Below are 14750 nucleotides of genomic sequence, written 5' to 3'. Positions count from 1 at the left end.
CCTCGCCGTACTATGAAAAACTGGCCTAAATCGCATCCCATTGATCGCCCTGGCCATCATTCGGTACGGTGATTTTGATGCGTCTGATTTTCGCAAAATGTTTTGAACAGAGTTTTTCGACCTCATCTATAGATGCGTGCTGCCAGACACCTATATTTGCATAAAGCACTCAACTACAAAAATAATGTAGTCAAATTACTTAATATGCATTGTTGTGTGCCAACAACCGGAAATACACTTGATTTCAGCAAATTCAAGAATGAATTTCAAATTTTTATGCTAAATCCTTGCTGCATAACAGCATGAATATATTTATATATTGATAGTTTTTGTATTAAAACTACTGCACAATTTTTAAGCTTATCAAAATCTCATGTGGCAAATCAATTGCCGCAGAGGTAAGTAAGCCTTGCAGCTGAGGTGGATTTTCACCTTGGCTTGCCATCAATGGTGCCGTCAGGCAAGACGGGCGGTGAGTTTGGGGCCATTGAAGCAAGGCATGAATCAAGCTGCATGAAATTGGGGGCAGTTCAAATCCTCAGGGTTTGAGTTTGCCAAGGCAAATAGTGAGGGGACAATATGAATCAAAATATAAGCAAAAAAAGTAGTAAATGCGATAGCAGAGGCGGTATCAAGGACGGTATAAGGGGCGCATTACAAAAAGCATTTTTTTGTGGTGTGGCAGGCATGACTATGGCGGCAGCAAGTGCGCCTGCTCACGCCTTTAATCCGCGTGACACTTCGGTGCAGATGTTTCACTGGAAGTGGACCGATATCGCCAAAGAATGCAGCAATTTCCTCGGCCCGCAAGGCTATGGTGGTGTGCAGATATCACCACCCAGTTCAGCCAATCGTGGCAGTAACTGGTGGGATATTTACCAGCCTGTCGATTACACCAATCTGACCAGCAAGATGGGCTCGGGGGCCGAACTGCAGGCCATGATCAATACCTGTCACGCTGCAGGCGTGCGTGTGTATGCGGATATCGTCGTCAATCACCTGGCAGCAGGCAGTGGCACATCTACCGCTGGTGCAAACTGGGTAGCTGCCAGCAGTTACCCACGTTTCAGCACTGCTGATTTTCATCCGGCCTGTGATATCCAGGGCAGTGATTACAGTAATAACCGCAATGCCGTCACGCAGTGCCGCCTGGTCGGTTTGCCCGATCTGGATACCGGCGCCAGCTATGTGCAAGGGCAGATCAGGAATTATCTGAGCAGCCTGATAGGCATGGGCATAGATGGCTTTCGTTTTGATGCAGCCAAGCATATACGCCAGAGTGATTTGCAAACCATCGTGAATGGTGTGACGCATACCACCACTGCTGGCGAGCCTTTATGGATCACGCAAGAAATCATTACCGATGGCACGGTAGATCGCAATTCTTACCTGAGCATAGGCACCATCAATGAATTCAAGTATGCAACGGCGATGAAAGAAACTTTCCGTAACCTCAATGGTGCCAGCATTTCGCAAATGCGCAGCATCATGGGCACGCCCGGTAACTGGGGTGGTACCTGGGGCTTTTTCACAGACAGCAGCAAGGCCACCGTGTTTATCAATAACTGGGATACTGAGCGCAATGGTGATTCCATGAACGCCAGTAACCGCAGTGGTGCGGCCAATGATACGCAGGGCAGCAAACGCTATGACCTGGCGAATATCTTTATGCTGGCCTGGCCTTATGGTGAGGCGCAAGTGCATTCCGGTTTTATCTTCACGGACACCAATGCTGATGCCCCGGCAGCCAGTCCCTTTGATGCGAATGGCAATCCACTGATCAACCAGCAATGGGATTTCATCCATCGCTGGGCTGACATCGCCAATATAGTGGCTTTTCGTGCGGTAACATCGGGCCAGGGTGTCGATAATTTTACCAGCGGCAGCGCCAACCAGATCGCCTTTAACCGTGGCAGCAAAGGCTTTGTCGCCATCAATAATGAGTTCAGCGCATGGAACCAGAGCTTCCAGACCTTGCTACCTGCCGGCACCTACTGCAATGTCGTGCATGGTGTCGCCAACGCTGGCAAAACCGCGTGTACGGCAGATGCGGTGGTGGTCGCGACGAATGGCATGGTCACTCTCAGCATACCCGCAAATGGTGGCAGCACGGTGCCGGCGGTAGCTTTGCACATCAACCAGAAACTCGGTGGCGCATCGAATGACACGACCGCACCCTCGGTACCAACTGGCCTGGCTGCAATTGCCACCAGCAGTAGCAGCATCAACCTGAGCTGGAATACTGCTACCGACAATGCCGGTGGTAGCGGCGTCAAGGGCTATAACATTGCACGCAATGGCGGCAGCCCCGTGTTCAGCGCCAGCGCCAGCTTCGCTGACAGCGGTTTGTCGCCAGCCACCACGTATAGCTATACTGTCGCAGCGGTCGATAATGCCAATAATGTGTCAGCCAGCAGCATTGCGGCCAGTGCAAAAACGCTGGCGGGTGCTTGTCAGGTGCAGGTGAATTTCCAGGTGACCAATAACACTACCGTGGTCGGGCAGGACGTATACCTCACCGGCAGCGGGGCAGAACTGGGGAACTGGAATACCGCAAGCGCCACAAAATTGTCTGGCAATCTCTGGCCTTTGTGGACAGTGTCGCGCAACCTGAATGCCAGTACGACTTATGAATACAAATACCTGACCCAGGGCGTCAAACCTCTGGCATGGGAAGTGGGGGCAAACCGTGTGATTAATGTACCTGCATGCGGCAGCGCGTCAGTGACTGTACCGGCCAGCACTTTTCGTCAGTAAGCTATATCAGGTAGTAATTTCGTCCGGCAGAAAAGCACTTGGACCAAGGTGAGTATGGGGATCAATGACAAATGCTTGTCATTGATCCTTTTATTTTTGCAGTGCGTCTATCTGCTTTTGCAGGGATTGATCAACAATGAACCCCGGATAGCTGGCGCGGAATTTACGCCACTCTTCCAGTGCTTCTTTGTTACGGCGGTTCTTCAATAGCTGTTCAATTTTCTCCAGCCACTCATAGGCACCCGGATGTATTTCAGGTGCCAATGCGGCTGACAGCGGCGGTGCAGCTGCCACAGGTGGTGGCGCCATGACAACGCGTGGCGCTGACTGTGCGGCAGGGAATGGTACAGCCGCAGGCATATCAGCTTTTTTATCTGCCGATGCTGTCACTACTGGTTTTTCTGCCATAGCTGCTGGTGACCGGGATTCTGTTTCACTGGTTTTCGCCAGCATGCCTGTAGCCTCTGCTTTGGCGGCACTGGCATTCGCCGCTGGCGCACGCATTTTTTCATTATTGGCATATTGGCTGTCTGCTGCGACCTTTTCTTCGACGCCCGGCTGTCTGCTGATTGTTTGCACGGGAGCGGCGGAAGACATTTCTTGCCTGCGTATTGCCGCCCCTGTAATTGTCACCGTCGCAGGCTCAGGTGCGGCAGCCACCACGGGTGCTGGAGCCGGAGCAGATCTTAGTGCAGGCGGTGGTTCGGCTTGCTGCTCAGCCCGCTTGAATTCACTACGCGGTTTTGCCGCGCTGGCACGTCTGGCGTCATCGGCCACCTGGCTTTCTTTGGCCTTGCTGGCTTCCATGGCAGGTGCTGCTGCACTGTTCATGTTCGCTGCCGGTGCCGCCGCTGGCGGGGCAACTTCGGCGGCGACCTTTGCCTGTTTCGTCAAATCTGCTTGTGCCAGTTGTGGCAATGCTGGTGTGTGTTTTTCTTGTGTCGCAGGTGCCGCAGTTGTATCCGGAGCACGCACAGTCACTGGATCTGACGGATAGGATTCCTGGTTTTGCTGCATGACCACGGGTATGGCAAACAGTATGCTGGCAGCCAGGCTCAGTGGCAGCTTCCAGCGCCATAAAAATGATGGCGGTTTGCCGCTGCCTTCAGGGCCTGTGGCATCATTGGCCGCTGGTGGCACCATGGCTGGAGCTGTCCTTGTTGCTAATGGGGCCGCAAGGGCACGTTCTGCCTCAGCGATGACCGCCGCATTCAGCTCTGCCGATGGTTGTGCTTGCGGCAAATCTTGCAGCAGGCTGGCGAGTTCGCCCTTGCCTTGCAGGAAATCCTCAAATTCAGCTTCGTGCATATCGTCATTCCTGGATGTCATGCTGGCTCCCCTTGTGTCTGGGTATGCAATTCGGCACGCAATTTTTGCATGGCATAACGTAATCTGCTTTTGACGGTCTCCGTTGATACGGCGGTAATGGTGGCAATTTCTTCCAGACTCAGGCCATTGAATTGCTGCAAGACCAGCGCTTCTTTCTGTTCGCTGGGCAGACTCCTGATGGCTTCATGCAGACGCTCGGTCTGCTGTTTTTTTTCCAGCCGGGTTTCTGGTGACCTGGTCAGCGGCGTCGATTCCTGTGTGCTTTCCAGCGTGTGTTCATACTGGTCAGGGTCGGCGTCAAGCAGGCTTTCTCGCTGGCGCAGTATGTCGATCAAACGGTTGCGGGCGATCTGGTACAAATAGGTCTTGAAGCTGGCAAGCACTGTGTATTGCGACCGTGCCGCATGCAGCGCAGCCCAGCTGTCCTGCACGATTTCATCCACCCATTCCTGACGTGGCGAACGCCAGTCTATAAAACGGTACAAACCCAGGCGATGACGCTGATACAACTCTTTGAAGGCGAGCAGGTCGCCATCGCAATAGAGCAGCATCAGTGCCTCGTCTGTTTGTGGTTCGGTTATCATGGCCGCTAGTTTAACGGAAAATCCCGTCTCACCAGCATAATTTCCATGCACTGTCAGGGTAAAACTGTCATGCATCCAAGCCACTTCCAGCGTTTTTCTGACAATCAGCAACTTGCCAAAAAAACGCCCTGATATTGCTTTAGCTGATGCTAAGGCGCGATGCGTATTGCCAGCGGAGTTGTCCACGTCTTGTCCGTATCGTTATAGTACAGATAGGCAGAAGAGGCTGGCCCGGTATAGCTGCCTGGCACTGTTGCCACCAGATCTACCGCCAGTTTTTTCACTTCGCCCGGTTTCATGTCACGGAAATACAGTATCACTTCACGGGCACGGGTTTCATAAAAATCTATCTGTCCTTTCTCGCGCATTTCTTTCAATTGCCAGTTCTGGAAAGTCAGTCCACCAGGCAAACCCAGGCGTACCAGGCTCATGGGCTGGCCGGTTTGTGTCTTGTTGCTGATAACCGCATTCAACCTGACGGTCTCACCCATTTTCAGATCAGCTTTAGCCAGACTGGTGTTCAGGTTGATGACGGCGGTGTTGGATGATGCCGGTTCATTGCTGCGGTATTCAATCGCCATGGAATACGGCAGGGCAGATCCGCTGCTGGTTTTGAGCGTGATATTGTGCTTGCCAGGTGTCAGCAAGTTTTCAAAATCATTGAACAACAAAGGTTCACGCTTGCCAGCTTCATAGCTCTTCTCGCTGACCACGACACCATCAACCAGCAGGCTGACTTTGCCAGCCGTGGGTGCAACCCTGGTTGCTTCGTCAAAGGCGATCATTGCCTTCAGGGCCAGCACAGTGGCCTGGGTTGCGCCCCATTGACCAAAGCCGCTGCGATTTGCCTGCAACCAGGTGATGCCTTTGCGTGCCTGTTCCAGGTGGCCATCTGATTTGAGCATGGTCAGTATCGCCAGCGAGGTGGTTTCTATATGCAGATTGCTGCCGCCGCTGCGGGTGATGGAATGATCCGCATTCGTCCAGGAACCATTGGCATTTTGCATGCCCACCAGTTTATCTACTGCAGCGCGCCTTGCCTTGTCTGATACCGCCGTTTTTGCAGAGGGTGCCAGCATGGTGCCGCTGGCCAGTGCCAGTTGATAGGCATCTTGCGTGGTTTCCGCTAGTTTGACGGATTTACCTATTTCTTTGTCCAAGCCGCTTTCACCAGCGCTGACCAGGGCCCAGGTGATATAGGCATCAGTCACTTCTGGTGCTGCACGGCCAAAGCTGTCGAGCGCCTTGGCATCGCGTTGGTAACCGCCATTGCCATCACGTCTGGCTTTAAGCCAGTTTGCAGTACGCGCCAGCATGGCGGTATCGACGGAGCCATAGATATTTTTCATATCCGCAAATTCCAGCAAGCCATAGGCAGTCAGTGCTTCATGGCCGGGGTCACCACCAAACCATTCATAGCCTTTTTTCGGTGATTCAAAGCCAGCCAGTTTCTTGTAGCCGCTATCGAGCAATTTGCCGGTACGTTCCAGCAAGGCGCTGTCGGCCACATCATGCTGCTTCAGGTATTGCATGATCATGACGTTAGGGTAATTGGTCGATGAGGTTTGCTCGAAACAGCCTGACGGTTCGCGCAACATGCCTTCCAGGCCAGATACCATGGTAGCGAGTGGCGAGGTATATACCTTGATCGATGTCTGCACACTACCCTTGTTGGCTTTGCTTAGATCAATGTCATGCGTAACTTGTCCCTTGATTTGTCCTGACTTCTCCAGCAATTGCGGAAAGCCAGGGGCAACCACCGGTATGCTGCGCAAGACTTCATCTTTCAAACCCGATGCAGTCGCCAACAATTGCACCTGCGACAAACCTTGTGTGCCTGTGACTTCAAGCGGAATGAACATGCTCTTGCGCTGACCAGCAGCAATAGTGCCCACTTTGTCATTGCTGTCACTGGCTTTCAAGAGTCTGCCAAAATTGCTGTTGAGCGTGACATTAACAGCCTGCTCGCCCTCATTGCTCAGGGTGACGGGGATCAGCGGCTTGTCACCTGCTGATATTTCCAATGGCAGCTTGGCCGACAAAGAAAATGGCAAGGAAGATTTGAGGATGTTTTCACTATGCCCGGCCTGCCCGCCACCAACACCTTCTGCCGTGACGCGGAAAGATGTCACCGCATCTGACAGAGCCAGCTTCAAGGTGGCCTTGCCCTGCTTGTCGGTTTTTACTAAAGGAGCCCACATCACGGTATCGCGGTAATCATCGCGCGGCCCGGCATAATCAGACGTATAGGCAGGAACCGGAAACACCCGCACTGCAGCCCAACTTGGCGCCGGCTCTGCCATAGGCACTGCAATAGGCACTGCCATAGGCGCTGCCATTTTCGCATCTGCACGGGCGAAGTCCTTGTCAGCCATGGGTTCTGCCGGAAAATATCTGGCTTCCATCTGTACCGGAGCCACGGCCACAATGCGGCCCGCAGCCAATTCTTCTTTCATTTTTGCTGCTACGGGTTTTTGCGGTAAGGCCTGTGCATCAGCGGCTGCCATTTTTTTCAATTCTGGTACTGCAACTTGGGGCGCTGGTGCAGGCAAGGGTACAGGTGCAGCCATTGGTGCCGGTATCGCTGCGGCTTTCATTACAGGCTCAGGTGTCAGGCGTGCAAACGCTGGTGCCGACTCTGCATTTTGGCGCCTGATATGGCTGCCAGTCACGGTGACCACGTGTATCGGCGCCAATACTTGTACCCAATCAAAGCGACGATAGCCACGCGTACCCATCAGCATATCCAGTGCCAGCGCACTTTTGTCTTCACCCAGGTCGGTATAAAAATTAGGCTCTTCTATCTTGCCGGGCAATTCACTTTCCAGTAAAAGACGCGACAGCATATTGGCGCTCTTGTCATCGGCAAATGACAACACCGTGTCATCAACAACCGACAGGGCCAGTTCTGCTGGCACAGCTTTGCCGCTGGCATCTTTGGTTGTGATGTTCAGGGCGACTTCGCCGCGCGGCACATAGGCTTTCTTGTCTTGCTCCACCTTGATCTCAAGCCGGTTACGACGATTGCGGAACACCAGGCGTTCAGCCAGCGGGTCCAGGTTCTGGTTAAACAGGGTAACGCGGGCGATGCCTGCAGTAGAAGTTGTGGCAGGGTCTTTGGCTTGCAAATACATGACAGCCGGTTTACTTGGGCCTGCTTCCATGCTGCCCGCATCAAATAATTTATCGCGCACGGTGGCTGCGACCACGACCTTTTGTGTGGTGCTGCATTGCACAGCTACGCGCAAGGCTTTTTCCTGACCATCCAGATCATCATAGCTACGCATGACACAGCCTGCTTCTTCTGCCAATGGCAAAGCATAATGCTCAGTCACGCTGCTGGGTTTACTGACTTCTGCATGATAGCTGCGACCCGTAGCTGGCGTAAACACGACACGGCCCAGGCCATTTTTATAGGTATTGAATCTGGCAACAGTATTACCCAGATCATCGACCAGCTTGCCCTCGGCATCTGCCGGTTTTCCTAACCTGGTTTTGGCCTCAAAATAGAGACGGGCAGGCAAGCCCGCCACCATCTTGCCACCTTCAGGGAAGAAAGACAGTGCCAGCTTGTTTTGCAGGATAGGTATGGATTTTGAAATCGATTCAGTGACGCCGCCGTCTTCTACCAGTATCGTCAACAAGCCATCGCCAGTGCTGATGTTCTTCGGTAAATCAAATTTCACCAGTGCCTCACCCGTGGCATCTGTCGTGACATTCACGCGGGGTAATTCCACACCATCGACGGTGGCCACTGCAACCAGGCGCTTGCCTGACATGATCTCACCAGTAGGGCGCTTAACGGCGATCGTGGCGCTGACCTGCTCACCCGCACCATAGGATTTCTTGACGAATTCCAGGGTTTTCTTCATGCGTGGTGCTTCAAATGCAGAGACGATGATGGCGCGTTCCAGGGTTTTTCCATCACTGCTGGTGATGCGTATCTTGTATTCACCACCCTGCGCCTCTGCTGGCAATTCAAAATCATTGGCTGCACTACCCGCCTCAACACGCAGGTGTTTCTTGATCACGCTGGCACCTTTGGGCGAGATCAGCTCCGCCGTTGCCGCTTGCATTTTGCTGCCAGTCAAATTGCGGGCTTTCAAGTCCCAGCTCTTGAACCAGATGGTTTCACCGGGTTTGTAGAGTGGCTTATCTACCTGTATGTACAGGTAGCGGCTCTCATGCGTGTCGAAATAACTATTGATCAGGGCTGGCAATTCCTCCGCGCGCACTTGTTTGATCCTGGTTGATGCCGCCGGGGCTGGTTCCGCCGCAACCGGGCCCAGCACTGGTTTTTGCCCTTCCTGAGATGCTATGGCCTTGTTCTTCTTGTTGTCAGACTGCCTGGAAGCTACTGTATCAGACTGCGGGCTTATCATCACATCACCCGTGGCAGCCACAGACTCTGCGACATCGCCAAACTGACAACCGCCCAGCATCAGTAACAGCAAGGGACACAAGATCGGCGCTTTAAAGTAGTGGCCAGATTTTTTCATTATTGACAATTTCCTGTATTTTTAGTGTGAACGGGGGCCTGGGGAGCCCCCATGGAAGTGCTGTATGACATCAGGTATTTGTGGTGCGCTACATTTGCGGCGCTTTAATTCGGGTCAGGTACGAAACCGCCAGGGAAGGGATTGGCATCCTGATAGCGGTTGCGCGGGATAATGCCGCGTGCTACCAGATGAGCGTAGGTGTCATACTGGATACTGATGATTTCGTCAGGCTGCTGGCTGGCACGGCGAAAATCGGTGTTCCGCACGCTGCTATCTATACGTTCGCCATGGCCTGTACCTATCCTCGCATCCATGGATTTTTCTGCCATGTCAGACTTGCTTTTTGCGAGGTTGCCGGTTGCTTCAACAGGAGGTAAGGCAGAAGCAGCGGGGGCAACGGGTGCTGGTGCAGGTGCAGCAGCTTCACTCCGGCGTGAATACCAGGGTTCCACAGGGAGAGGTTCCCTGTATTCCCTGAGCTCCCTGAACAGGGCCACGCCGATGACGCCGACATTGTCAGGCCTGCCTGTACGTGCCGCATACGAATCAGGCAACTGGGTGAAATAGAAAGCCGCCACTTCTTCCATATTCTTGCGCCAGCCCTTAATTTCTACTGGCTGCCTGCTCGCCAATACATAACCTGATTGCTGTGGCGATGCCGTGGCACCCGTCAATACATTGACTCCATCGACAGACAAGACCGACAAAATACGCCCGCCTGTTTTGTTGGTGATTTCTACCGCATAACGCTCACCGGGCTTGCCCGCTACATAATTATTGCCCTGATGACGCCATATAGGCAGCCTTTCACCCGTGCTTTGATTGATGATGCTGACGCCAGCAAGCTGCCCCGCATGTGCGATTGTGCTCATCGACGCCATTGTCCCTATTGCCAGGGCTGCCAGTAAAGATGTCCATTTATTCATTTTGTTCTCCATATTGTTCTACATAAAAAGCGAGATTCATACTCATTAAACGGAGCAGCAAAACAAAAGGGGTTAAGATTTTTAAAAAATAATTGAATAGATGACGGCGTTCTTATGATGCAGTGTCACATTTTCAATTTTTAGGGATAATATGAAGCCATCGCGAGCTTAAGTTTCTTAAATGGGCCAAGTTGCCTAAGTTATTTGAGTTGCTCGCAGCAATCACCTCAGGAAGAGCCATGAACACAGAAAACACCAGCGAGTCAGCCAGCGCACCTGCCAGCCCTACAGCAGATGCACAATACCTCGATGCAGTAGAAGTACGCGTCCTCGGCGTGCTGGCAGAAAAAGAAGCTGCCACTCCCGACAATTATCCTTTGTCCTTGAATACCCTCGTCAATGCCTGCAACCAGCTGACCAGCCGTGACCCTGTCATGTCGGTGACCGAGTCTGAAGTGCTGGAAGCCATAGACAGGCTGGCCGCCAAGAAACTGGTGAATGCCATCCACCAGGCCGGTGCCCGCGTTGCCAAGTATGAGCACCGCATGCGTATCAAATGGATGCTCGACCAGCCCAAGGTCGCCGTGCTGACCATACTCATGCTGCGCGGCTTCCAGACCGCCGGTGAAATCCGCGCCCGCGTTGGCCGTCTGCATGAATTTTCCAGCGTCGCCGATGTAGAGAAATCCCTGGACTACCTGATGGACAAATATCCACCCTTGGTCGCGCGTTTGAACCTGACCCCAGGCACCAAGGAGCCACGCTATGCGCACCTGCTGTCTTGCGATGAAGCCAGCCTGGATCAGGCAGAAGCTACTGGTTTTTCCAGCGGTGGTGGTGCTTCAAAAAATGACAGGGTAAGCCAGTTGGAAGCAGAAGTCCTGCAACTCAAGCAACAGGTCAGCGATTTGAGTGCGCAGTTTGCGGAGTTCAAGAAGCAGTTTGAGTAGATAGCTGTAAGACCAAAAAGCTCACCACAGAGACACTAAGACACAGAGAATTCACGGAGATAATTCTCCGATAACCCTCTGTGTCTCTATGTTGAGCAATCTTGAGCTTGATTATTTATGGTTGAACATCAAAACATGATCATAACCGCGATGATCAGTTTGAGTAGCAAGAGGCGATATGAACCCTGAATTACCCGAGGCAACATGATTTCAAAACAGTATGTCAGCCGCGTCAGCCTGCGCAGGGATATCGTCGAGTCTTTTGAACGTTATCCCTTCTCTTTGCCCGCGATAAAAAACTTCGAGTATGTAGACCTGCATCCCAAGATCACTTACTTTGTTGGTGAAAATGGTTCGGGCAAATCTACCTTGCTCGAAGCGATCGCGGTTTCTTTGGGTTTTAACGCTGAGGGTGGTACCAAGAACTTCAGCTTTGGTACACGGCGTTCACATTCAGTATTGGATGAGTATTTGCGTATTGCCAAAGGCATACGCAAGCCACGCGATGGTTTCTTCTTGCGTGCAGAGAGTTTCTTCAATGTGGCTACTGAAATTGAAAGACTGGATGAAGAACCAGGTGGCCCGCCGATTATCAATTCCTATGGTGGCATCTCATTGCACGAGCAATCACACGGTGAATCCTTCCTGAAGCTGATGACAGAACGCTTCGGTGGCCAGGGTCTGTACATACTCGATGAACCAGAAGCTGCACTGTCACCACAAAGGCAACTCGCGGTCTTGTCGCGCATCCATGATCTGATAGAAGATAATTCCCAATTCATTATCGCTACCCATTCACCGATACTCATGGCTTATCCTGATGCCTGCATCTACCAATGCGGTAAAGAAGGTATCTCTGAAATTGCCTATGAAGACACCGAACACTACAAGATCACACGGGATTTCCTGGCGAATCCCAAGCGCATGATGGATGTGTTGATGGAGCGTTGAGTTTTGAATTGGGTGGATTTCTGAAAGACCAAAAAGCTCACCACAGAGTCGTAGAGGGTTCACAGAGAAAATTCTCTAATGAACTTTCTCTGTGAACCCTCTGTGTCTCCGTGACTCTGTGTTGAGAGGTCTTGACTCTTGACCTTGACTTGATTACTTGTGATTGAGCATAGCAATCACGACGACGACAGCGATGGCCAGCAACACCGCCCCCGCAATCTTCCACGCTGAATACGGACGCTCACCCTGCACTTGGCCGGTCTGGCCATTCACCAGAAAACGGTAAGTCTTGTCGCCATATTTATAAGACGACAGCCAGATAGGCAGCAAGATGTGCTTGAAGCTGATATTCGAATAGCGAGGCTGCATCGCAATGATGCGCTGATGGTCGCCACCGATATCACGGCAGATGGCATTGCGGATTTCGCCTTCCATCTTGCCCTGGGCATCGACAAAGCCAGGCTCCAGTCCCACCTGGTAAGCCTCTACCGTGAAGCCGGAAACATAATCGTCACGGTAACCCTGAAGTTTTTCCAGGCGCCATGGCGCAAGGTTTTCTGCATACGAAGTCGGCAGGGTTTTTGAACCCACAACCAGCACGTCATCAAACGATACCTGCACTGCACCCACTGCGGGGTACCAGTTGGTACGGGTCACCTGGCGGCTCTTGGTCTCACCGTTTTCAGTATAGTTTTCTGTGACCGTGTAATCGACACCGCGCTGGCCTTGATAGGTGGTGTCGCTGTCGGCATCATAAGTCCAGTAAGGGGTGTAGATACCTTTGAGGCCACGCTCGGCACGGTAAGCCTGCTTCAGCGCATTTGGCGCGAACCACAGGCCGGTAATCCAGTTGGCAAACTTGCTGCGCGCATCTGATTCCTTGATATCAAATGGGGCAATTGCCTTGGGCCTGATCTTGCGTGCAGAATAGGCATTGGCAGCGATTAGCGGCACCGCGCAAAACGGGCAGCGGTCAGACACCAGATTGGCTGCCAGTTGCGACTCTGCGCCACAGCCTGTGCACTTCACATGCTGGCTGGCGAGCATGGGTTCGTTGCCAGCCTGTTCTGCCAGATAAGCCTGATAATCCAGCTCTTCCACCGCTGCGACCGTGGCTTCCTTGTCTTCAGGGATTTCATTCTTGGCACCGCAATACGGGCATTGCAGGGCGTGCTGACCGGGCGCGTATTCAAGCTTGGCACCACAAGATTTGCAGGGATAGTTTTTTGTCGTCACAGGTGATGATTCCAGAACAAAATAGAAGGCGTCGCTACCATCAGGCGCGACGCCACATCAGAGGATGATTTATTGCGGTGGCAGCGGTGGAGGCATCGCCGCAAACAAGCCAGACAAATCAGCCTGTTCACCCGCCTTGCCCCAGGCCGCCATGCCCTGACGCCATACCAGGCTGTCACGCGTCAAACTGCCATTACCAACGTGAGATTGCAATACGCCCAGATCAAACGGCCCGGTCTGCGCACCGTTTTGCGCGACAAAATAAGATACCGCTGTTGGCAAAGGTGGTGGCATGCCACCGCCTGCCGCTGGTGCAGATGCAGGAGCGGCAGCAGGCGTTGCTGCCGGTTGTGGATTATTACCAAACATCGTGCCCATACTCTGGCTCAGCATACCACCCACGCCCACGCCCATCATGGCACCAGCCATGCCCGGGTTTTGCGCCGCATCACGCAAAGCCTGCGCCCCCTGATACTGAGCGAACTGGTTCATATTGCCGATCACGCGCATCGCACCCTGCTGGTCGATGGCTTTTTCCACCTCTTCCGGCAAACCTATGTCCTGCACCTGTACTTCGCACAGTTCCAGACCATATTGCACAAAGTCAGCAGCAATTTTTTCCTGTATGCGCTTGCCCACTTCAGTGACCTTGGCTTCCAGGTCAATGACAGGTACGCCAATTTCAGGCATCACTTCCTTGATGCGCATGCCTATCTTGCCGCGCAGGTTTTCTTCTATATCCGCTGTCGTAAAATCGGCCTTGGTACCGACCAGCTCAGACAGCATGGCCTTGGCATCCACGATGCGTATGCCATAGATACCAAACGCAGTCACACGCACCACGCCAAATTCAGGGTCGCGCATGGTGGCAGGGCCAGCCGTGCCCCACTTCATATTGGTAAAGCGGGTAGTCTTGAAGAAATACACTTCCGCCTTGAAAGGGCTGTTAAAGCCATATTTCCAGCCCTTGAGCGTACTCAGCAAAGGCATGTTCTCGGTCGATAGTTCATACATGCCCGGCGTGAACACATCCGCCACCTGCCCCTTGCCCACCTGGCCCTCATTGACCATGATAGCAATCTGCCCTTCGCGCACCGTCAGCTTGGCACCCATCTTGATTTCATTCTGATAGCGCTCAAAGCGATGCACCATCACATCGGGACTGTCATCCAGCCATTCGACAATATCGATAAATTCATTGCTGAGCTTATTCCACAGACCCATAGTGTTCTCCAAAAAACAAAATTCTTGCAGGATGCTGGCAGGCAATTCTATTGATAGCGGCCAACAGCTATTCGGCGGATACCAGTATATCCGGCGTAGGCGAAGTATTGCTGAATTGGTACATTATCACAAGGGTAGGGAAGAGAAATTGTGATGTAAGCATTTGTAAATGTTAGTTGCTTGAAATACATGCATGAAACATTTCACAAAATGATCGCAAGACATATCATTTTGACCAGGCTATGATGAGGATATTGGTATATTCCCCTTTTGGTGAATGTAGAAAATATTGGC

The 14750-nt window shown here is 52.4% G+C and carries 9 protein-coding genes; 3 read left to right on the top strand and 6 right to left on the bottom strand.

Features of this window, described 5'->3' with window-relative positions; all coding sequences use genetic code 11:
- Positions 1 to 579 precede the first annotated feature (579 nt).
- Positions 580 to 2757 (top strand): carbohydrate-binding module family 20 domain-containing protein, encoded by a 2178-nt coding sequence (locus ACO0LI_RS02795; RefSeq protein ID WP_423030690.1) that lies wholly within the window; start codon positions 580 to 582, stop codon positions 2755 to 2757.
- A 90-nt stretch (positions 2758 to 2847) separates the two neighbouring features.
- Here the strand turns inward: ACO0LI_RS02795 and ACO0LI_RS02790 are convergent, their stop codons facing one another.
- The 4 genes from ACO0LI_RS02790 to ACO0LI_RS02775 form a co-directional block, all read right to left on the bottom strand.
- A complete protein-coding gene (locus ACO0LI_RS02790) occupies positions 2848 to 4086 on the bottom strand; it encodes a hypothetical protein (protein WP_423030688.1) in 1239 nt (412 codons plus the stop codon).
- Positions 4083 to 4856: a sigma-70 family RNA polymerase sigma factor gene (locus ACO0LI_RS02785; RefSeq protein WP_423030686.1), complete on the bottom strand. Its 774-nt coding sequence runs from the start codon at positions 4854 to 4856 to the stop codon at positions 4083 to 4085. Before ACO0LI_RS02785 ends, ACO0LI_RS02790 begins: the two co-directional genes overlap by 4 nt.
- Positions 4820 to 9169, bottom strand: coding sequence for an MG2 domain-containing protein (locus tag ACO0LI_RS02780; protein WP_423030684.1), 4350 nt, complete (start codon positions 9167 to 9169; stop codon positions 4820 to 4822). Before ACO0LI_RS02780 ends, ACO0LI_RS02785 begins: the two co-directional genes overlap by 37 nt.
- A gap of 104 nt (positions 9170 to 9273) precedes the next feature.
- A complete protein-coding gene (locus tag ACO0LI_RS02775) occupies positions 9274 to 10095 on the bottom strand; it encodes a hypothetical protein (RefSeq protein WP_423030682.1) in 822 nt (273 codons plus the stop codon).
- A gap of 239 nt (positions 10096 to 10334) precedes the next feature.
- Here ACO0LI_RS02775 and ACO0LI_RS02770 point away from each other — a divergent pair, with 239 nt between their 5' ends.
- Entirely contained in the window at positions 10335 to 11045 is a 711-nt protein-coding gene (locus ACO0LI_RS02770) for a YceH family protein (RefSeq protein WP_423030680.1), read from the top strand.
- A 204-nt stretch (positions 11046 to 11249) separates the two neighbouring features.
- Complete coding sequence (locus ACO0LI_RS02765) at positions 11250 to 11996, top strand: AAA family ATPase (protein ID WP_423030678.1); 747 nt, start codon at positions 11250 to 11252, stop codon at positions 11994 to 11996.
- Between the two features lie 153 nt (positions 11997 to 12149).
- Here ACO0LI_RS02765 and ACO0LI_RS02760 read toward each other — a convergent pair whose 3' ends face one another.
- Entirely contained in the window at positions 12150 to 13232 is a 1083-nt protein-coding gene (locus ACO0LI_RS02760) for a hypothetical protein (protein ID WP_423030676.1), read from the bottom strand.
- Between the two features lie 69 nt (positions 13233 to 13301).
- On the bottom strand, positions 13302 to 14456 hold the full coding sequence (locus ACO0LI_RS02755; protein WP_423030674.1) for an SPFH domain-containing protein: 1155 nt from the start codon (positions 14454 to 14456) through the stop codon (positions 13302 to 13304).
- Positions 14457 to 14750: the final 294 nt, after the last annotated feature.

This window comes from Undibacterium sp. Tian12W, assembly GCF_049339405.1.
Taxonomy (GTDB): Bacteria; Pseudomonadota; Gammaproteobacteria; order Burkholderiales; family Burkholderiaceae_D; genus Undibacterium.
This window is presented reverse-complemented; position numbering and strand designations above follow the sequence as displayed.